The sequence below is a fragment of the Streptomyces sp. SID1328 genome (genome assembly GCF_009865595.1).
In the GTDB taxonomy this organism is placed as follows: domain Bacteria; phylum Actinomycetota; class Actinomycetes; order Streptomycetales; family Streptomycetaceae; genus Streptomyces; species Streptomyces griseoluteus.
Genome location: NZ_WWKH01000879.1, coordinates 1 through 20,005, shown reverse-complemented (window position 1 = coordinate 20,005; position 20,005 = coordinate 1). Strand labels below are relative to the sequence as shown.

Below are 20,005 nucleotides of genomic sequence, written 5' to 3'. Positions count from 1 at the left end.
AGTCGGCGGAGGCGGAAGCTGCCGCCGCACCGGAGGCCCCCGCCCCGGCAGAGTCACCGAAGGCGGAGACCGCGCCCGCGGCGGATGCCCCGGTCACCCCGGAGCCCGACGCCGGGCCGGCCGGGACGGCCGAAACTCCGGAGGAGAAGGCGCCGGAGATCGAGCCCCTGCTGATGGAGCCGGCCATCATCGACGCGGACCCGGAGGTAGTGGTCCCCCAGCAGCGCACCGAGCCCCTCCCCGAGGCAGAGGCGGAGCACGACCAGCCGGCCATCCCGGAGCAGTCCACGGAACCGCCCACCGGCACCTTCGCGGAGCCGGCCCCGGAAGGCGCCGTGCCCCCCAAGGCCGACGCCGACCAGGACACGGCCCCCGCCCCGAAGAGCACCTCCACCCCGGCGGCGAAGACCGACGCCGACCCCGAGCCCACCCCGGCCCCGAAGGCGGACCCCGAAGCCGAGCCGCAGCCCACCCCTGCGGCGAAGGCGAAGCCCGAGCCGGACGCCGACGCGAAGGCCGCTGCCGAGCCCGAGGCGGAGACCGCCCCCGAGTCCGAGCCGAAGGCCGACGCGAAGACCACCCCCGAGCCGGAGGCCAAGGCCGAGCCGGAGGCGGCGGCTCCCGCCAAGGCCGAGGCCAAGGCCGACCCGGAGTCCACAACCACCCCGGAAGCCGACGCCAAGCCGGAGACCACCCCCGCGCCGAAGCCGAAGGCCAAGCCCAGGGCGAAGGCCACCGCCGAGGCCGAGGCGAAGGCCGGGCCGGACGCCGACGCGAAGGCCACTGCCGAGCCGGAGCCGGAGGCGAAGGCCGAGAAGGCGTCCACCCCCACCCCGGAAGCCGACGCCGAGCCGGAGGCCACCCCCGCCCCCGAGGCCGCCGACGCTCCCGCGCCCCCGCAGGCCGCACCCGCAGGCGACAACGCAGCCCGCACGAGTGGTGCGGGTGGGGACACGGCCGGGGCCGAGACGCTCGCCCAGACTCCCTCCCTCACCACCGCCCACACCGCCGCGGCAGCCACCCTCGCCACCACCGGCCTCACCGGCACGACAGCGAAGCTCTACCTCGTACTGGACCGCTCCGCGAGCATGCGCCCGTACTACAAGGACGGCTCAGCCCAGGCCCTCGCCGACCAGACCCTCGCCCTCGCGGCCCACCTGGACAAGGACCCGACCGTCCACGTGGTCTTCTTCTCCACCGAGGTCGACGGCACCACCGACCTCACCCTCACCGAGGACCACGCCACCAGGATCGACGAGACGCACGCGGAACTCGGCCGCATGGGCCGCACCAGCTACCACGCCGCCGTGGAAGCCGTACTGGCCCACCACGACAAGCACAACGCTCCTGAGGACGACGTCCTCGTCGTGTTCCAGACGGACGGCGCCCCCGACGCCAAGACCCCCGCCACCCAGGCCCTCACGAACGCCGCGAAGACCCACCCCAAGGTCTTCTTCTCGTTCGTCGCCTTCGGTGAGCTGGACAACAAGGCGTTCGACTACCTCCGCAAGCTGAAGACCGGAAACACGTCCTTCTTCCACGCGGGCCCCACCCCCCGCGAGCTCACGGACACCGAGCTGTACGAGGGCGTACTCGCCGCCTGGCGCCCGTAACCCCCGCAGCACCCCGATGCCGCCCGCGTCCCACCCCGTAAAACGGGAGGCGGGCGGCATACACACGTCGGCTACGATTTCAAGGTTCGTACCCGTAGCGACCTGGGAGCAGCCCCCGATGGCTCGACACCTCATCACCAGCGCCCTTCCGTACATCAACGGGATCAAGCACCTGGGCAACATGGTGGGGTCCATGCTCCCGGCGGACGTGTACTCCCGGTACCTCCGCCAGCGCGGCCACGACGTCCTGTACATCTGCGCGACCGACGAGCACGGCACCCCCGCCGAGCTGGCTGCGAAGGAGCGGGGCCTGCCGGTGGACGAGTTCTGCGCCCAGGCGCACGACGCGCAGAAGGCGGTGTACGACGGCTTCGCACTGGCGTTCGACTACTTCGGCCGCAGCTCCTCCGCCGAGAACCGCGACATCACCCAGCACTTCGCCCGGAAGCTGAACGAGAACGGCTTCATCGAGGAGCGGGCGATCCGCCAGGTCTACTCCCCGGCCGACGGCCGCTTCCTGCCGGACCGCTACGTGGAGGGCACCTGCCCGCACTGCGGCTACGACAAGGCCCGCGGCGACCAGTGCGAGAACTGCACCCGGGTGCTGGACCCGACCGACCTGATCGAGCCGCGCAGCGCGATCTCCGGCTCCACGGACCTGGAGGTCCGCGAGACCAAGCACCTCTTCCTGCTGCAGTCCAAGCTCCAGCACGAGGTCGAGGAGTGGGTGGCCCGGCACGAGCAGGACTGGCCGCAGCTGGCCTCCTCGATCGCCCGCAAGTGGCTGACCGAGGGCCTGCACGACCGTGCGATCACCCGTGACCTGGACTGGGGCGTGCCCGTCCCGGCCGACACCTGGCCGGAGCTGGCCGCCGAGGGCAAGGTCTTCTACGTCTGGTTCGACGCCCCGATCGAGTACATCGGCGCGACCAAGGAGTGGGCGGACCAGGACGCGGAGAACCGCGACTGGAAGTCCTGGTGGTACGACGCGGACGACACCGTCCGCTACACGCAGTTCATGGCGAAGGACAACGTCCCGTTCCACACGGTGATGTTCCCGGCGACCGAGCTGGGCGTGCGCGAACCGTGGAAGAAGGTCGACTACGTCAAGGCGTTCAACTGGCTGACGTACTACGGCGGCAAGTTCTCCACCTCGCAGAAGCGCGGCGTCTTCACCGACCAGGCCCTGGACATCCTGCCCGCGGACTACTGGCGCTACTTCCTGATCGCCAACGCCCCCGAGTCGGACGACTCGTCCTTCACCTGGGAGCACTTCACCGCCACGGTGAACAAGGACCTGGCGGACACGCTGGGCAACTTCGTCAACCGCGTCCTGTCCTTCTCCCGCAAGCGCTTCGGCGACGAGGTCCCGGCGGGCGGCGAGCCCGGCGAGGCGGAGACCCGCCTGGGCGAGGAGATCGCCGGGCTGCTCGCGGAGTACGAGAACCAGATGGAGGCGCTCCAGTTCCGCAAGGCGGCCTCCGCCCTGCGCGCCCTGTGGTCGGCCGGCAACTCCTACCTGGAGGAGAAGGCCCCCTGGCTGGAGATCAAGACCGACAAGGACGCGGCGGCCCTCACCCTGCGCACCGCGATGAACCTGATCCACCTCTACGCGGTGGTCTCCGAGCCCTTCATCCCGGCGTCCTCTGCGGCGATGCGCGCGGCCTTCGACCTCCCGGACGACACGGCCGCCTGGATCACCGAGGCCGAGGCCAAGTCCCTGACGACACTCGCCCCCGGCATCCCCTTCACCGTCCCCCCGGTCCTGTTCGCCAAGCTGACGGACGAGGACCTGGAGACGTACAAGGAGCGCTTCGGCGGCACGGAAGCCTGACACCCCTCCCACGACGGCGCCGGCCCCTCGGGGTCGGCGCCGTCGCATGCCTCGGCGTGTCCGCGAGCAGATCACCCCCTGCACCGGCCTGGCCCGCGTCGGCGAACGGCTCGACCGTGCCGGGACTGTCGAACGGGCCGAGGATCTCCTCACCGACACCCCGGAGGCACCGGAGTCGGTCTGACCTGGGTCGGGTCTGGCAGAGTACGGGTGCCGTGACCATCATCGAATCCCATGAGCGCCTCTTGGCCGACGTCGTCAGTGCGGGGAGCCCGTACGGGCTGGTGCTGGCCGGGGGGTATGCGCTGGAGGCGCACGGGGTGGTGGGCCGGGGGCACGGGAATCTCGACTTCGCCACCGAGGGCGGCGAGGCGATGGAGGGGGTCGTCCGCGGGCTCGCGGCCGCGCTCGAGGCTCGGGGGCGGGGCGTGCGGGTCGGGGCCGTCGGGGTGCTCACCGGCCAGCTCGTCGTCGGTGATCCGCGGAGCGGGGAGGACGTCGACCTCGCGCTGCACAAGGAAGCCTTCTGGCAGCCGCCCGAGCTGACCCCGTACGGACCCGCCCTCTCGCTCGCGGACGCCGTCGGTACGAAGGTCCGGGCGCTGTACGACCGGGGAGCCGCCGTGGACCTGATCGACGCCCGCGCCGCCGCCGAGCACTACTCGCTGCCCGAGCTGGAGCAGTTGGGCCGCAGGCACGCCTACGACGCCTTCGACCTCCCCACCCTCCAGTCCCGCCTCACCGGCACCGACTTCTACGCCGACTTCGAGTTCCTCCGTTACGGCCTTCCCCGTGAAGAGGTCGGCCCCCTGCGCACCTGGGCCCAGCACTGGTCCGACGACATCGCGGAACGGCTGCTGGAGGACGGCACCTCTCCGGACGAGGACGAGGAATAGAGACGGCCCGGCTCCCCAGAGGGGCCGGGCCGTCTCACACGCACCGCTTACTACTTCGGCTGCGGCTTCCTGATGCTCAGGTGCAGCTCGCGCAGGCGGGACTCGTCCAGCTCGGTCGGGGCGCCCATCATGAGGTCCTGGGCGTTGCCGTTGAGCGGGAAGGCGATGGTCTCGCGGATGTTCGGCTCGTCGGCGAGGAGCATGACGATGCGGTCCACACCGGGGGCGATGCCACCGTGCGGCGGGGCGCCGAAGCGGAATGCGCGGAGCATGCCGGCGAACTTGTCCTCGACCGTGTCCCGGTCGTAGCCCGCGATCTCGAACGCCTTGAGCATGATGTCCGGCTCATGGTTCCGGATGGCGCCGGAGGAGAGCTCCACACCGTTGCAGACGATGTCGTACTGCCAGCCCAGGATGTCCAGCGGGTCCTGGGTCTCCAGGGCCTCCAGGCCGCCCTGCGGCATGGAGAACGGGTTGTGGGAGAAGTCGATCTTCCCCGTCTCCTCGTCCCGCTCGTACATCGGGAAGTCGACGATCCAGCAGAAACGGAAGACGCCGTCCTCGAACTGGTCCGCGCGCTTGGCCGCCTCGACGCGCACCGCGCCCATGATCTTGGAGACCTCGTCGAACTCGCCCGCGCCGAAGAACACCGCGTGGCCGGGGGCCAGCGACAGGCGCTTGGTCAGCTCGGCGACATTGTCCTCGGTGAGGAACTTGGCGATCGGGCCGGTCAGCGAGCCGTCCTCGCCGACGCGCACCCAGGCCAGGCCCTGAGCGCCCTGCGAGACGGCGAACTCGCCGAGGCCGTCGAAGAACTTGCGGCTCTGGCCCGCGACGTCCGGCACCGGCAGGGCCCGCACGTGCTTGCCGGCGAACGCCTTGAACGCCGAGCCCTCGAAGACGTCGGTGATGTCCACGAGCTCCAGCTTGGCGCGCAGGTCCGGCTTGTCGGAGCCGTACTTGAGCATCGCCTCGCGGAACGGGATGCGCGGGAAGGGCGAGGTGACGTGGCGGCCGCCGCCGAACTCCTCGAACAGCTCGGTCATGAGCTTCTCGATCGGCTGGAAGACGTCCTCCTGCTCGACGAAGCTCATCTCGACGTCGAGCTGGTAGAACTCACCCGGCGAGCGGTCGGCACGCGCGTCCTCGTCACGGAAGCAGGGCGCGATCTGGAAGTACCGGTCGAAGCCGGAGATCATCAGGAGCTGCTTGAACTGCTGCGGCGCCTGGGGCAGGGCGTAGAACCGGCCCGCGTGGACGCGCGAGGGCACGACGTAGTCGCGGGCGCCCTCGGGGGAGGTGGCGGAGAGGATCGGCGTGGCCATCTCGTTGAAGCCCATCGCGGACATCTTCTGACGCATGGCGGAGATGACCGCCGTGCGCAGCATGATGTTGCGGTGCATGCGCTCGCGGCGCAGGTCCAGGAAGCGGTACTCCAGGCGCCGCTCCTCGTTGACCCCGTCCTCGGCGTTGATCGTGAAGGGCAGCGGGGCGGCGGCGCCCAGCAGCTCGACCTCCGCGACCTCGACCTCGATCTCGCCGGTGGGCAGCTCGGGGTTCACGTTCTCGGTTCCACGTGAAACAACGCGGCCGTCGACGCGGACCGTGGACTCCTTGGTGATGGAGTCCAGCGCCTCGTACGCGGGGGTACCGGGGCGGGCCACGAGCTGCGTGATGCCGTAGTGGTCACGCAGATCGATGAAGAGGATGCCGCCCAGGTCGCGCCGATTGTGCAGCCAGCCACTCAGCCGGACGTCGGTACCGACGTCGGAGGCGCGGAGCTGGCCGCAGGTGTGGGACCTGTACCGATGCATCGTCGTTCATCGTCCTTCGTTGGGGGTTCTTCGCCGGGCTGTGCTCTCCCCGGCCAGAACGGGCACGGGGCCCGGACCCATCAAGCGTACCGGGCACCCCATGATCGCCTCCCCACCATTACCACTGGCCGAACCAGGGTGGCAGTAGTGGGGACGACCTTCTTAAAGTGGGGCAATGCGCACAGGTGAGCCACTGCCGTCCCTGGGGGATGTCCTCGTCTCCCTCGCCACGGGGCTCTGGCAGTGGGACACGGCCACGGAAATGGTCACCGTGGACGCGGAGGCGGCGCGGCTGCTGGGCCTGCCGGCCCGCCCCACCACCCTCACCGAGAACCAGGCCCGTGCCCGGATGCACCCCTCCGACTGGCACGAGATCACCGGCGTCATCCCGCTCGCCGTGGCCCGCGGCACGCTCGCCGAGGTGCGCATCCGGGTGGTGGACGCGGAGGGCCGTACCGTCCGGGTCGTGCGCAGCCGGTCCAAGCCGGCCTACGACCGGGAACGGCGGGCGTACGAGCTGGTCGGCACCCTTCAGGAGGTCATCGAGCCGGCGCCGGGCACGTCCTCGGCGCGCAGCGCGATCACCGGGGACTGGCGGCGCTCCCGCGAGGCGTTCCTGCTGGACGCGGGCCGGGCGCTGGCCGAGGCGCGGTCGACGGCGGAGGTGCTGCGGGTCGCGGCCACGCTGTCCATGCCGGGCTTCACCCCGGACGGGCTCGCGGTGTTCGCCGTGGAGGGCGACCGGCTGACGATCATCGGCCAGCACGGCTACCTCCCCACCGACAGCGGCCCCTTCAGCGAGATGCCCCTGACCACGGACTATCCGGCCGCCGAGGTGGTGCGCACCGGCCAGGCGGTCTATCTGTCCACGCCCGGCGACTACCGGGACCGCTATCCGACCACCTGGCCGCTGGCCGAGCGGTTCGGGCGCTGCTCGTGGGCGTTCCTGCCGCTGACACTGGGCGGGCGGACGCGGGGCGTGTGGATGGCGGCGTTCAGCGAACGGGTGGCATTCACCCCGGACGAGCGGGCGGTGCTGACCACGGTCGCCCGGATGCTGGCCCAGGCGCTGACGCGGGCGAGCGACGCGGAGACCCAGCGGGAGCTGTCCGAGGGGCTCCAGCGGTCGATGATGCCCTCGCTGCTCCCGGAGATCCCCGGCATGGGCGTGGCCGCGCGCTACATCCCGACCGGCGGCGGCCTCCAGGTGGGCGGCGACTGGTACGACATGATCCCGCTGCCCGGCGGGGTCTCCCCGACCACCGCCCAGGGCGGCAGGTTCGCGCTGGTCATCGGGGACGTGCAGGGGCACGACGTACGGGCGGCGGGCCTGATGGGCCAGCTCCGGATCGCGCTGCGGGCGTACGCGGCCGAGGGGCACCGCCCGGACGCGGTGCTCTCCCGTGCCTCCCGCTTCCTGCACGGCATCACCCACGACGAGCACATGACCGACCTGCGCTTCGCCACCTGCCTGTACGCGGAGGCCGACCCGGCGACCGGACGCCTGGAGGTGGCCCGCGCCGGGCACCCCGAGCCGGTGATCCGCCTGCCCGACGGCACGGTGGTGCTCAGGCCGACCGCGGGCGGCCTGCCGCTGGGCGTCGACCCGGACGGGGACTATCCGACGACCCGGTTCACGCTGGAGCCCGGCGAGACGATGATGCTGTGCACCGACGGCCTCATCGAGACCGGCGGCCACGACATGGAGAGCGGCTGGCGGCGCATCCGGGCCATCCTGGAGCGGTACGGCGCCACGGAGTCGGAGCGCGAGAGCGGTCTGGAGGGGCTCGCGGACGCGCTGGTGCAAGGGGTGCACGGGCCCTCCTCCCACCACACCACCGGCCCGCTGACCGACCGCCGCGAGGACGACATCGCGGTGCTGCTGCTGTTCCGCTCCGGGGAGAGCTGGGGGCTCAGCGGCCCGGCGGCCACTACCCGGACCCGGGTGCGCAGCACGCTGTTGTCGGTGGCGCAGGACGAGCCGGAGCGGATCGCGGAGGCCCGCCAGCACTTGCGTGAGCTGCTGCACGACTGGATCCCGGCCGAGCAGGTGGACGCGGCGGTGCTGCTGGTCTCGGAAATGATCACCAACGTGCTGGTGCACACCGACGACGACGCGCTGCTGCTCGCGGAGATCTTCGGCGAGCACGACCAGCGCCGGCTGCGCGTCCAGGTCACCGACGGCGGCGACGACCTCCCGCACAAGCGCCGCCCCGGCGAACTGGCCTCGTCCGGGCGCGACCTGATGCTGATCGAGATGCTCGCCGACGCCTGGGGGGTCGAGCCGCGCGGCGAGGGCAAGAGCATCTGGTTCGAGCTGTACGAGCGTCCCGAGGACGGCGACCCGGACGGGGCGGACGGGGCGGACGGGGCGGACGGGGCGGACGGCGCGGTCTAGGGCTGCTCGTGCGGGGTGCCGTACCGCTCGCGGAGTTCCTGGACGACGCCGAAGACGGCCGCGGTCAGGGGGACGGCGAGGAGCATGCCGAGGATGCCCGCCACGGAGGCGCCCGCGGTGATCGTCAGCATCACCACCGCCGGGTGCATCTGCACGGTGCGGCTCTGGATGGCCGGCTGGAGTACGTGCCCCTCCAGCACCTGGACCGCGAGCACCACCCCGAGTGCCCAGAGCGCGATCACGAAACCCCGGTCCGCGAGGGCGACCAGGACGGCGACCGCGCCGGAGAGGAAGGCGCCGAGGTAGGGGATGTAGGCGGAGACGAAGACGAGCGCGCCGAGGCCCACCGCGCCGGGTACGCGCAGGATGAGCAGACCGACGGTGATGCAGACGGCGTCGATGAGCGCGATGATCGTCGTCCCGCGCATGAACCCCTCGACCGCCTCGAAGGCCCGGCGCGCCATGGCCTCCACCAGGTCTGCGGTACCCGCCGGGGCGAAGCCGCGCAGGGAGCGCAGGGCGCGGTGGGAGTCGCGCAGGAAGAAGAAGACGAGGAGCAGGGCGAGGACGGCGATGGCGATGGTCTCGCCGACGACGCTGACGCCGCTGATGACGTTGGAGACGGCGGTGCCGCCGAACTTGCCCAGCAGTTCGCGGGCGTTGCCCGCCAGGTCGTCCAGGCCGGTGCCGGCGGCGCCGAAGTGCCGGGCGACGGCCCTGGCCGCCTCGCGGAGGGACGCCACGATCTCGTCCCCGGTGTCGACGAGGGCGGCGACCACGATGTAGACCGCTCCGCCGACGACTGCCACGACGGCCACGCAGGTCAGGGCGGCGGCGAGGCTGGCGTTCAGCTTCATCCTGAGCAGCCAGCGGTACAGGGGGCCCAGCAGGGCGGTGCCCAGGAGGGCGAGCAGTACGGGGGTGACCGCGGTGCGCAGCTCTCCGCACAGGCGGATGCCCACCCAGCCCAGCCCCGCGGCCAGCAGCAGTACGGCACACCAGGCGGCGAACCGGCGCACGGGTACGGGGAGAAGCGACACGCCTCCAGCGGAGCACGGGATCGGCTCGGCTGTCCTGCTGCGCGGGCCGGGTGGGTGAGTGAACCGGTACCGGCGTGCTGTCCCAGGGGGCTCCCGGCCTGTGCCCGCCCGCCACCCGACCCGGTGGGTCGGGTGGCGGGCGGGAGACACTGCCTCGGGTCAGGACCGGTGTCAGCCCCGCGGGCCGCTCTCCGTCATGCCGTGCACCGCCGGTACCGTCCCCAGGCGGCCCTTCTGGAAGTCCTCGAAGGCCTGCATGAGCTGGTCCTTGGTGTTCATGACGAACGGACCGTAGTGGGCCATGGGCTCACGGATGGGCTGTCCGCCGAGGAGGACGACCTCGAGGTCCGGGGTGTGGGAGTCCTGCTTCTCGTCCGCGCGGACGGTCAGCGAGCCCCCGGAGCCGAAGACCGCGGTCTGCCCGGTGCGCACCGGACGGCGCTCCGCGCCCACCGAGCCGCGCCCGGCGAGCACGTAGGCGAGGCCGTTGAAGTCCTCGCGCCACGGCAGGGTGATCTCGGCACCCGGCGCCACCGTCGCGTGGATCATGGTGATCGGCGTGTGGGTGATGCCGGGACCCGCGTGCCCGTCCAGCTCCCCGGCGATGACCCGCAGCAGCGCGCCGCCGTCGGGGGTGGTGAGCAGCTGGACGCTGCCGCCCCGGATGTCCTGGTAGCGCGGCGCCATCATCTTGTCCTTGGCGGGGAGGTTCACCCAGAGCTGGAGCCCGTGGAAGAGACCACCCGACATGACCAGGTGCTCCGGCGGGGCCTCGATGTGCAGCAGGCCCGAGCCGGCGGTCATCCACTGGGTGTCGCCGTTGGTGATGGTGCCGCCACCGCCGTTGGAGTCCTGGTGGTCGAAGATCCCGTCGATGATGTAGGTGACGGTCTCGAAGCCGCGGTGCGGGTGCCAGGGGGTGCCCTTGGGCTCGCCCGGCGCGTACTCCACCTCACCCATCTGGTCCATCATGATGAACGGGTCGAGGTGGCGGTAGTTGATCCCGGCGAAGGCGCGGCGCACCGGGAACCCCTCGCCCTCGAAGCCGCTCGGCGCGGTCGTCACGGTCAGCACCGGACGCGACACGGCGTCGGCGGACGCGGTCACACGGGGCAGCGTCAACGGGTTCTCGACGGTCACTGCAGGCATGGTCGGTACCTCCTTGTGGACCCAGTTTAGTTGAGCGTTGAACTTTTCGCCAGCCACAACACAGGAGGCCCGGAGGTCATTCCCTCCGGGCCTCTCCACCGATGGACAGGGGTCAGCCGTACATCCGGCGCATGGCGAAGTCCACCATCTGCTCCACCGCCTTGGCGTCGAACACCATCCGGTGCTCACCCTCCATGTCGACCACGAAGCCGTAGCCGGTGGGGAGCAGGTCGATCACCTCGGCGCCGGTGATCACGAAGTACTTGGACTCCTTGCCCGCGTACCGGCGCAGCTCCTTCAGCGAGGTGAACATCGGGATCACCGGCTGCTGGGTGTTGTGCAGGGCGAGGAATCCGGGGGTGTCACCGCGCGGGCAGTACACCTTGGACGTGGCGAAGACCTGCTGGAAGTCCTCGGCGGGCATCTGCCCGGTGGTGAAGGCGCGCACCGCGTCCGCCAGCGAGGGTGCGGACGGCTCCGGGTAGAGCGGCGGCTGCTGGCCGTACCCGCCGACACCACCCGGCTGCTGCTGCGGCGGCACGTACTGCTGCTGGGCGCCCACGTTCTGGTCGTAGCCGTACATGGGCGCAAGAGTACCGAGCCCCGGCGGCCGGGTCAGGAGAGCGGTAGAGCCTTCTCACACCCGCCGGGGTTGCGTCTTATTACCGACGGGTAGCATCATCGTAGTCACTTGTTGGTACGTGATCAGCCGCGAGGAGTCAGTGCCTCGCCGAGTCCGTGATGGAGTCACCATGGGGCACTACAAGTCCAACCTGCGCGACATCGAGTTCAACCTCTTCGAAGTCCTCGGCCGCGAGAAGCTCTACGGCACCGGCCCGTTCGAGGAGATGGACACCGACACGGCCAAGTCCGTCCTCGCGGAGCTGACCCGTCTGTCGGAGAACGAGCTGGCGGAGTCCTTCGTGGACGCCGACCGCAACCCCCCGGTCTTCGACCCCGAGACCAACACCGCGCCGGTCCCGGCCTCCTTCAAGAAGAGCTACAAGGCCTTCATGGACTCGGAGTACTGGCGGCTCGGCCTGCCCGAGGAGATCGGCGGCACCAACACCCCGCCGTCCCTGATCTGGGCGTACGCGGAGCTGGTGCTCGGCGCCAACCCGGCCGTCTGGATGTACTCCTCCGGCCCCGCGTTCGCGCGCATCCTCTTCGAGGAGGGCACCGAGGAGCAGAAGCAGTGGGCGAAGATCGCGGTCGAGAAGACCTGGGGCTCCACCATGGTCCTCACCGAGCCGGACGCCGGTTCGGACGTGGGCGCCGGCCGCACCAAGGCCGTGCAGCAGGAGGACGGCTCCTGGCACATCGAGGGCGTGAAGCGCTTCATCACCTCCGGTGAGCACGACATGGAGGAGAACATCCTCCACTACGTCCTCGCCCGCCCCGAGGGTGCCGGCCCCGGCACCAAGGGCCTCTCCCTCTTCCTGGTGCCCAAGTACCACTTCGACGGCGAGACCGGCGAACTGGGCGAGCGCAACGGCGTCTACGCCACCAACGTCGAGCACAAGATGGGCCTCAAGGCGTCCAACACCTGCGAGATGACGTTCGGCGACCGCCACCCCGCCGTGGGCTGGCTGATCGGCGACAAGCACGACGGCATCCGCCAGATGTTCCGCATCATCGAGTTCGCCCGCATGATGGTCGGCACGAAGGCCATCTCGACCCTGTCGACCGGCTACCTCAACGCGCTGGAGTACGCCAAGGAGCGCGTCCAGGGCCCGGACCTGGCGAACTTCATGGACAAGAAGGCGCCCAAGGTCACCATCACCCACCACCCCGACGTGCGCCGCTCGCTGATGACGCAGAAGGCGTACGCGGAGGGCATGCGCGCCCTCGTGCTGCACACGGCGTCCGTCCAGGACACCATCGCGGTCAAGGAGGCGAACGGTGAGGACGCCTCCACCGAGCACGCGCTGAACGACCTGCTCCTGCCGATCGTCAAGGGCTACGGCTCCGAGAAGGGCTACGAGCAGCTCGCGCAGTCGCTCCAGACCTTCGGCGGCTCCGGGTTCCTCCAGGAGTACCCGATCGAGCAGTACATCCGCGACGCCAAGATCGACACCCTCTACGAGGGCACCACCGCGATCCAGGGCCAGGACTTCTTCTTCCGGAAGATCGTCCGCAACCAGGGCGCCGCGCTGAACGGTCTGGCCGAGGACATCAAGAAGTTCCTGGCGCTGGCCACCGGCGGCGAGGAGCTGGCGGGCGCCCGCGAGCACCTGGCCAAGGCGGCCGTCGAGCTGGAGGCGATCGTCGGCCTGATGCTGACCGACCTCGCGGCCACCGAGCAGGACGTCAAGAACATCTACAAGGTCGGCCTCAACACCACCCGCCTGCTGCTGGCCTCCGGTGACGTGATCGTCGGCTACCTGCTGCTGCGCGGTGCGGCGGTCGCCGCCGAGAAGCTTCAGACGGCCTCGGCGAAGGACAAGGCGTTCTACACCGGCAAGATCGCGGCGGCGAAGTTCTTCGCGGCCAACGTCCTGCCCGGCGTCACCCTGGCGCGCAAGGTCGCCTCCGGTGTCGACCTGGACCTGATGGAGCTGGACGAGGCCGCGTTCTAGTCCGCGCCCTCCCTTCCGAAGACCCCGCGCGGGCCCGCTTCCTCCTTCCGGAGAGCGGGCCCGCGCTCGTCGTTAAGGTAAACGCCATGAGCGCACCGTCCCGTTTCGACCGCGGCCACACCGACGACCTGATGGCCTTCCTGGCGGCGAGCCCGACGCCGTACCACGCCGTGGCGAACGTCGCCGCACGGCTGGAGAACGCCGGCTTCACCGAGGTCACCGAGACCGAGGCGTGGGACACCCCCGCGGGCACGGGCAGCGGGGGGCGGTACGTGCTGCGCGGCGGCGCCGTCATCGCCTGGTACGTCCCCGAGGGCGCCACCCCCCACACCCCGTTCCGGATCGTCGGCGCGCACACCGACTCCCCGAACCTGCGGGTCAAGCCCGAGCCGGACAGCGGCGCGCACGGCTGGCGTCAGGTCGCCGTGGAGATCTACGGCGGCCCGCTGATGAACTCCTGGCTCGACCGCGACCTCGGTCTCGCCGGCCGGCTCACCCTGCGCGACGGCAGCCCGGTCCTGGTGGACATCGACCGCCCGCTGCTGCGGGTGCCGCAGCTCGCCATCCACCTGGACCGCTCGGTCTCCACGGACGGCCTCAAGCTCGACAAGCAGCGCCACCTCCAGCCCGTCTGGGGTCTCGGCAACGACGTCCGCGAGGGGGACCTGATCGCCTTCCTGGAGGAGGAGGCCGGGCTGGAGCCCGGTTCGGTCGCGGGCTGGGACCTGATGACCTATCCGGTCGAGGCGCCCGCCTACCTCGGCCGGGACCGCGAGCTGGTCGCCGGTCCCCGGATGGACAACCTGCTCTCCGTGCACGCCGGTACGGCCGCGCTGATCGCCGCCGCCACCTCGGAAAAAACGCTCACTCACATCCCCGTACTGGCCGCCTTCGACCATGAGGAGAACGGCTCGCAGTCGGACACCGGCGCCGACGGCCCGCTGCTCGGCAGCGTGCTGGAGCGCTCGGTGTTCGCGCGCGGCGGCTCCTACGAGGACCGGGCGCGTGCCTTCGCCGGCACCGTCTGCCTCTCCTCCGACACCGGGCACGCCGTGCACCCCAACTACGCGGAGCGGCACGACCCCACGCACCACCCGCGGATCAACGGCGGCCCGATCCTCAAGGTGAACGTCAACAACCGCTACGCCACGGACGGTTCGGGCCGCGCGGTGTTCGCCGCCGCGTGCGAGCGGGCCGGGGTGCCGTTCCAGACGTTCGTCTCGAACAACTCGATGCCCTGCGGCACCACCATCGGCCCCATCACCGCCGCCCGCCACGGCATCAGCACGGTGGACATCGGCGTCGCGATCCTCTCCATGCACAGCGCGCGTGAACTCTGCGGCGCCAACGACCCGTTCCTCCTCGCCGAGGCCCTGACGGCCTTCCTGGAGGCGTAGTTGGCAACCCGGTCGGGTGGCTAACCGGCCGGATGGGGGGTATCCGCCGAACGGGACCGGAGATTCCGGAACCTCTTAGGGGAGGCAAGATCTCATGGGCCTCGGCGGATGCATCATCCTCATAGCCGTGGGAGCGATCCTCACATTTGCCACCGACTGGCACATGAGCGGCGTCAACCTCGACCTCGTCGGGGTGATCTTCATGGCCACCGGCCTCATCGGCCTGGTGACCTTCAGCGGGATCGCCCGGCGCAGGCGCGTGGTCGTGCCGCCCACCCCGGTCGTGGAGGAGGAGCGGCACCACCACACGCCGCGCGACGGTTACACCGACGGCTACGGCGCCTGACTCAGCGCCCGTCGCCCGCGTCGAGGCCGGCCAGCACCAGCGGCAGCCGGTCCGCCGCGCCCGCCACGAGGCGCACCGGGACGCCCCAGTCCTGCTGGTGCACATGGCAGGCCGGGTACTCGTTCGCCGGGTCGTCGTCGCAGGAGGCGGCCATCGCGGAGACGTGCAGCACGCCCTCGCTGACGGCCGGGTCCAGCTCCAGCTCCCGGCTCAGGTCGCTGTCCGCGCCCTCGCCCTTGAGCAGCAGCTCGGGCGGGGTCGCTGAGACCAGCAGCCGGGTCGAGGGGCCGTAGCGGGTGTCCAGTTTCTGGCCCGCGGGCGCCTGGAAGATCACGTCCAGCCGCAGCCGGCCGGGGGCCACCTCGGTGGCCGCGCGCTGCGTGCGGTGGGCGACCGCCTCCACGCGCACCGCCTCCTCGGGCAGGCGCAGCCGGGTCAGCCGGTGGCGGGCGGACTCGACCACCACGATGTCGTCGCCGACGAGCACCGCGTCGCTGGGCTCGCGCAGGTCGGTGGCGAGCGTGGTGACCTGGCCGGTGGCGGGGTCGTAGCGGCGCAGGGCGTGGTTGTAGGTGTCGGCGACGGCGACCGAGCCGTCCGGCAGCACGGTGACGCCCAGCGGGTGCTGGAGCAGGGCCTGCCCGGCCTCGCCGTCCCGGTGGCCGAAGTCGAACAGCCCGGTGCCGACGGCGGTGTGCACGGCACCGTCCAGGTCGACCCAGCGCAGCGCGGAGGTCTCGGAGTCGGCGAGCCACAGCCGCTCGCCGGCCGCCGCGAGCCCGGAGGGCTGCGCGAACCACGCCTCGGCGCCGGGCCCGTCCACCAGACCCTCGTTGGTGGTTCCGGCCGCGACCTGGACGGTCTCCGCCGCCGGGTCGTACGTCCAGAGCTGGTGCACGCCCGCCATGGCGATCCACACCCGGCCGCCGAAGAGGGCCACGTCCCACGGTGAGGACAGCGCGACCTCGCGGGCCGGTCCCGAGGCGGGGGCGCCCTGCATCCACTGCCTGCCGGTGCCGGCGAGGGTGGTGACCGCGCCGGAGGCGAGGTCCAGGCGGCGCAGGGCGTGGTTCACGGTGTCGGCGACGACCACGGAGCCGTCGTCCAGCAGCGCGAGACCCTGCGGCTCGTTGAAGGACGCCTGCTCGGCGGAGCCGTCCGTGAAGCCGCGCCCACCGGTGCCGATCCGGCGCACCACGCTCTCGCCGTCCTCGGCCAGCTCGACCAGCTGGTGCCGGGTGGTGTCGCTGACCAGGAAGTTCCCCGAGGGCAGCAGCAGCGCCTTGCCGGGGAAGCGCAGCACGGTCGGCTCCGGCTCCGGCGCCACGTAGGGGCCGTCGCCCCGGCGCAGGGTGCCCTTGGCCTCGTGCTCGGCCTCCAGCTCCGCCACCAGCCGTTCGATGGCGTGCACATGCCCCTCACCGGCGTGCTGGGCGACCACGTACCCCTCCGGGTCGATCACCACCAGCGTCGGCCAGGCGCGTACCGCGTACTGCTTCCAGGTGGCCAGCTCCGGGTCGTCCAGTACGGGGTGCTCCACGCCGTACCGCTCGACCGCGTCCACGACCGCCTGGTGCTCGGCCTCGTGCACGAACTTCGGGGAGTGCACGCCGACCACGACCACGGTGTCCCGGTGCCGCTCCTCCAGCTCCCGCAGCTCGTCCAGGACGTGCAGGCAGTTGATGCAGCAGAACGTCCAGAAGTCGAGGATGACGATGCGTCCTCGCAGGTCGGCCAGGGTGTACTGCTGATCGCCGGTGTTCAGCCAGCCGCCCTTGCCGACCAGCTCGGGAGCGCGGACACGGACACGTCGAGAAGCGGAGTCGTTCATGCTTCAAGGGTGCCACCAGGAGGGGCGGCCCTCAGTCCAGGGTGTGCCCGGTGGTGGCGTCCACATGGTCCGGGACCTCTTCGTGTCGGTCGCCCACACTCAGGGTGCCGGTCGGTTCGAGCAGCAGGATCTCGGTGGGGACCGGGGCGTACGGCTTGTGCTCGGTGCCGCGCGGGACGGTGAAGACCGAGCCCTGACGCAGGACGACCGTGCGCTCGCCGGCCGGCTCGCGCAGCGCGATGTGGAGCTCGCCGGTCAGGACGAGGAAGAACTCGTCGGTGTCGTCGTGCGCGTGCCAGAGGTGCTCACCCTCGACCTTGGCCACGCGCACGTCGTAGTCGTTGACCGACGCGACGATGCGGGGGCTCCAGCGGTCGCTGAAGGAAGCGAGGACGTCGGGGAGGAAGCGGGGCTGTTCGGTTGCCATGTGCTCATCGTGGGGTGTGCGGGCGCCCCCCACGAGTGCTAGGAATCGCACATGGCGCAAGAATCCTCGCGGACGCGGCGCACCCACCGGGTCGCCGTCCTGGTGGACGCCGGCACCAACCCCTTCGAGGTCGGTGTCGCCACCGAGCTGTTCGGCCTGCCCCGCCCCGAACTGGGCCTCGCCGCACCGCTGTACGAGGTCACGGTGTGCGCGCCGACCCGCGAGGTGCGGATGAACCACGGCTTCTTCACCCTGACCGACGTGGCCGGGCTGGACACGGTGGACGGCGCGGACACCCTGATCGTGCCCGGCCGCCCGGACAACGTGGTCCCGCGCGAGGCCCCCGTACGGGACGCGATCCGGCGCGCGCACGCGCGGGGCACCCGGATCGTGAGCTTCTGCACCGGCGCCTTCGCGCTCGCCGAGGCCGGGCTGCTCGACGGGCGGCGGGCCGCCACCCACTGGCGCTGGGCCGGCACCTTCCGGCGGCTGCACCCGAAGGTGCTGCTGGAGCCGGACGTGCTCTTCGTCGACGACGGCGACGTGCTCTCCGCCTCCGGCAGCGCGGCCGCGCTCGACCTCGGGCTGTACCTGTGGCAGCGGGACCACGGCGCCGAGATCGCCAACGCGGTCTCCCGGCGCCTGGTCTTCGCCGCCCACCGGGACGGCGGGCAGCGGCAGTTCGTGGAGCGCCCGCTGCCCGAGGTGCCCGACGGCTCGCTCGGCCCGCTGCTGGCCTGGGCACAGGAACGGCTCGGCGAACCGCTCACCGTGGCCGACCTCGCCGCCCGCGCGGCCGTCTCCCCCGCCACCCTGCACCGCCGCTTCCGCGAGCGCCTCGGCACCACCCCGCTGGCCTGGCTCACCGGCGAACGGGTGGCGCTGGCCTGCCGGCTGATCGAGCGTGGGGAGACCAGGCTCGACGTGGTCGCCGCCCGCAGTGGACTGGGCACCGCGGCCAACCTGCGGGCGCGGCTGCGGCGGGAGACCGGACTGAGCCCCTCCGGCTACCGGAAGCGGTTCGGACCCGCCCGACGGTGAGGAACGCCTGCCGCCGGGGAAGCGCTTCACCCATGAGACTCCTCGTGCGCGACCGGCTGCTGGGCATCGGCGACGACTACTGGATCGAGGACGAGAACGGCCGCAAGGTCTTCCTCGTCGACGGCAAGGCCATGCGGCTGCGGGACACCTTCGAGCTGAAGGACACCGCGGGCAACGTCCTGATCGACATCCACCAGAAGATGTTCGCCCTGCGCGACACCATGGTGATCCAGCGGGACGGCGAGGACCTCGCCACCGTCCGCCGCAAGCGGCTCTCCCTGCTGCGCAACCACTACCGCGTCGGCCTGGTCGACGGCACCGAACTCGACATCAGCGGCAAGATCCTGGACCGCGAGTTCGCCGTCGAGTACCAGGGCGAACTCCTCGCGGTGATCTCCCGCCGGTGGCTCACCGTCCGCGACACCTACGGGGTCGACGTCGTGCGGGACGACGCCGACCCGGCGCTGCTCATCGCGGTGGCGGTGTGCGTGATCCACCTGGCGGAGAAGGAGCGGGAGGACGACTGAGGCCCATCGGCCGAGGCTCAGCGGCGGGGCGGTTCCAGGCCGAGGACGCGATCCTTCAGCGCGGGGAACTGCTCACGGGTCGCCGCGACCTTCGCCGGGTCGAACTCCACCCCGAGCACCTCCTCGTCCGGGCCCGCCTCGGCCAGCACCTCGCCCCACGGGTCCACCACGATCGAGTGACCCGCCTGGGGAACTCCGGCGTGCGTACCGGCCGTGCCGCAGGCGAGGACGTACGCCTGGTTCTCCACCGCGCGTGCCCGGGCCAGCAGCGTCCAGTGGGCGCGGCGGCGCTCGGGCCAGCCCGCGGAGACGACCAGGGTCTCGGCCCCGGCGTCGGTGAGGGTGCGGAAGAGTTCGGGAAAGCGGAGGTCGTAGCAGGTGGCGAGGCCGACGGTGGTCCCGGGCAGGGGGACGGTGACGGGTTCGCGTCCGGCGCCCATCAGCACCGCCTCGCCCTGGTCGAAGCCGAAGCGGTGGATCTTCCGGTAGGCGGCGGCGAGTTCGCCGGAGGGGGAGAAGACGAGCGCGGTGTTGTAGAGGGTGCCGTCGGGGTCCCGCTCCGGGATGGACCCGGCGTGCAGCCACACCCCCGCGTCCTTGGCCGCGCCCGCCATCGCCTCATGAGTGGGGCCCTGAAGCGGCTCGGCCTCGGTGGCGAAGGTGTCGTAGGCGAACGCCCCGGTGGTCCACAGCTCGGGCAGCACCACGAGGTCCGCGCCGGTCTCGGCGCGTACGAGGTCCGCCGCGCGCGAACGCCGTTCGGCCACGGATTCGCCCTCGTCCACACGGATCTGGATCAGCGAGGCGCGCACACTACCACCGTCCTGGCATTCGAGTCGTTCCCACGGGCCTACGATCGTCACACGAAAGCACTGCCGGGGGGTATCGGAGCAGCGTAACTTGGGGGTCCCCCCTCCTCGCGCAAGCCGAGAGCGTGGGGGAGTTTCCAGACACCCGCCCAGTGCAGCCGCCGATTCTGCCCGTGTACCGACCGCCGAGGGGTCCTGTTCCGTGAGTCTGCATCCCACCCTCCAGCCCTACGCCGACGCCTGGAACCACTCGATCGACGCGATATCCGAGCTGGTGAACCCGCTGGCCGAGGCCGAGTGGAAC

17 protein-coding genes are annotated in these 20,005 nt (G+C 71.3%); 10 read left to right on the top strand and 7 right to left on the bottom strand.

All coding sequences use genetic code 11. The features are described 5' to 3' along the window. The 4 genes from GT030_RS28335 to GT030_RS28325 all read left to right on the top strand — a co-directional run. Positions 1-1,613, top strand: a 1,613-nt coding sequence (locus GT030_RS28335) for a VWA domain-containing protein (RefSeq protein ID WP_237522865.1), incomplete at its 5' end; no start/stop codon positions are given. Between the two features lie 118 nt (positions 1,614-1,731). After that, the gene (gene metG, locus GT030_RS28330; protein ID WP_161202433.1) at positions 1,732-3,447 is read left to right on the top strand and encodes a methionine--tRNA ligase; all 1,716 of its coding nucleotides are present in this window, start codon (positions 1,732-1,734) and stop codon (positions 3,445-3,447) included. Positions 3,448-3,493: 46 nt separating this feature from the next. Continuing rightward, the gene (locus GT030_RS35860) at positions 3,494-3,631 is read left to right on the top strand and encodes a hypothetical protein (RefSeq protein ID WP_202460373.1); all 138 of its coding nucleotides are present in this window, start codon (positions 3,494-3,496) and stop codon (positions 3,629-3,631) included. A gap of 31 nt (positions 3,632-3,662) precedes the next feature. Further along, positions 3,663-4,343, top strand: coding sequence for a nucleotidyl transferase AbiEii/AbiGii toxin family protein (locus tag GT030_RS28325; protein ID WP_161202434.1), 681 nt, complete (start codon positions 3,663-3,665; stop codon positions 4,341-4,343). Positions 4,344-4,393: 50 nt separating this feature from the next. Here GT030_RS28325 and aspS read toward each other — a convergent pair whose 3' ends face one another. After that, positions 4,394-6,157: an aspartate--tRNA ligase gene (gene aspS, locus GT030_RS28320; RefSeq protein WP_161202435.1), complete on the bottom strand. Its 1,764-nt coding sequence runs from the start codon at positions 6,155-6,157 to the stop codon at positions 4,394-4,396. A gap of 175 nt (positions 6,158-6,332) precedes the next feature. On the opposite strand from aspS, the gene GT030_RS28315 reads away from it, so the two are divergent. After that, on the top strand, positions 6,333-8,555 hold the full coding sequence (locus tag GT030_RS28315) for a SpoIIE family protein phosphatase (RefSeq protein WP_161203520.1): 2,223 nt from the start codon (positions 6,333-6,335) through the stop codon (positions 8,553-8,555). Here the strand turns inward: GT030_RS28315 and GT030_RS28310 are convergent. From GT030_RS28310 to GT030_RS28300, 3 genes are all read right to left on the bottom strand, one after another. After that, entirely contained in the window at positions 8,552-9,595 is a 1,044-nt protein-coding gene (locus GT030_RS28310) for an AI-2E family transporter (protein ID WP_161203519.1), read from the bottom strand. The two genes, GT030_RS28315 and GT030_RS28310, sit on opposite strands and share 4 nt — an antisense overlap. Positions 9,596-9,766: 171 nt before the next feature. Beyond that, positions 9,767-10,744, bottom strand: a complete 978-nt coding sequence (locus GT030_RS28305; RefSeq protein WP_161203518.1) for a pirin family protein — start codon at positions 10,742-10,744, stop codon at positions 9,767-9,769. A 112-nt stretch (positions 10,745-10,856) separates the two neighbouring features. Beyond that, a complete protein-coding gene (locus tag GT030_RS28300) occupies positions 10,857-11,327 on the bottom strand; it encodes an SseB family protein (RefSeq protein ID WP_135787274.1) in 471 nt (156 codons plus the stop codon). 169 nt (positions 11,328-11,496) lie between these two features. Here GT030_RS28300 and GT030_RS28295 point away from each other — a divergent pair, with 169 nt between their 5' ends. The 3 genes from GT030_RS28295 to GT030_RS28285 all read left to right on the top strand — a co-directional run bounded on the left by GT030_RS28295 (position 11,497) and on the right by GT030_RS28285 (position 15,066). Continuing rightward, positions 11,497-13,323, top strand: coding sequence for an acyl-CoA dehydrogenase (locus tag GT030_RS28295; protein WP_161203517.1), 1,827 nt, complete (start codon positions 11,497-11,499; stop codon positions 13,321-13,323). Between the two features lie 86 nt (positions 13,324-13,409). Continuing rightward, on the top strand, positions 13,410-14,720 hold the full coding sequence (locus tag GT030_RS28290) for a M18 family aminopeptidase (protein ID WP_161203516.1): 1,311 nt from the start codon (positions 13,410-13,412) through the stop codon (positions 14,718-14,720). 94 nt (positions 14,721-14,814) lie between these two features. Then, a complete protein-coding gene (locus GT030_RS28285; RefSeq protein WP_030805782.1) occupies positions 14,815-15,066 on the top strand; it encodes a DUF6458 family protein in 252 nt (83 codons plus the stop codon). A gap of 1 nt (position 15,067) precedes the next feature. Here GT030_RS28285 and GT030_RS28280 read toward each other — a convergent pair whose 3' ends face one another. After that, complete coding sequence (locus GT030_RS28280; RefSeq protein ID WP_161203515.1) at positions 15,068-16,897, bottom strand: thioredoxin-like domain-containing protein; 1,830 nt, start codon at positions 16,895-16,897, stop codon at positions 15,068-15,070. 31 nt (positions 16,898-16,928) lie between these two features. Further along, complete coding sequence (locus GT030_RS28275; protein WP_161203514.1) at positions 16,929-17,324, bottom strand: cupin domain-containing protein; 396 nt, start codon at positions 17,322-17,324, stop codon at positions 16,929-16,931. Between the two features lie 51 nt (positions 17,325-17,375). Here GT030_RS28275 and GT030_RS28270 point away from each other — a divergent pair, with 51 nt between their 5' ends. Both GT030_RS28270 and GT030_RS28265 read left to right on the top strand, forming a co-directional pair. After that, positions 17,376-18,365 (top strand): helix-turn-helix domain-containing protein, encoded by a 990-nt coding sequence (locus GT030_RS28270; protein ID WP_161203513.1) that lies wholly within the window; start codon positions 17,376-17,378, stop codon positions 18,363-18,365. 32 nt (positions 18,366-18,397) lie between these two features. After that, positions 18,398-18,892: an LURP-one-related family protein gene (locus GT030_RS28265; RefSeq protein WP_161203512.1), complete on the top strand. Its 495-nt coding sequence runs from the start codon at positions 18,398-18,400 to the stop codon at positions 18,890-18,892. A gap of 17 nt (positions 18,893-18,909) precedes the next feature. Here the strand turns inward: GT030_RS28265 and GT030_RS28260 are convergent, their stop codons facing one another. After that, positions 18,910-19,704, bottom strand: coding sequence for a carbon-nitrogen family hydrolase (locus tag GT030_RS28260; RefSeq protein ID WP_161203511.1), 795 nt, complete (start codon positions 19,702-19,704; stop codon positions 18,910-18,912). Positions 19,705-20,005: the final 301 nt, after the last annotated feature.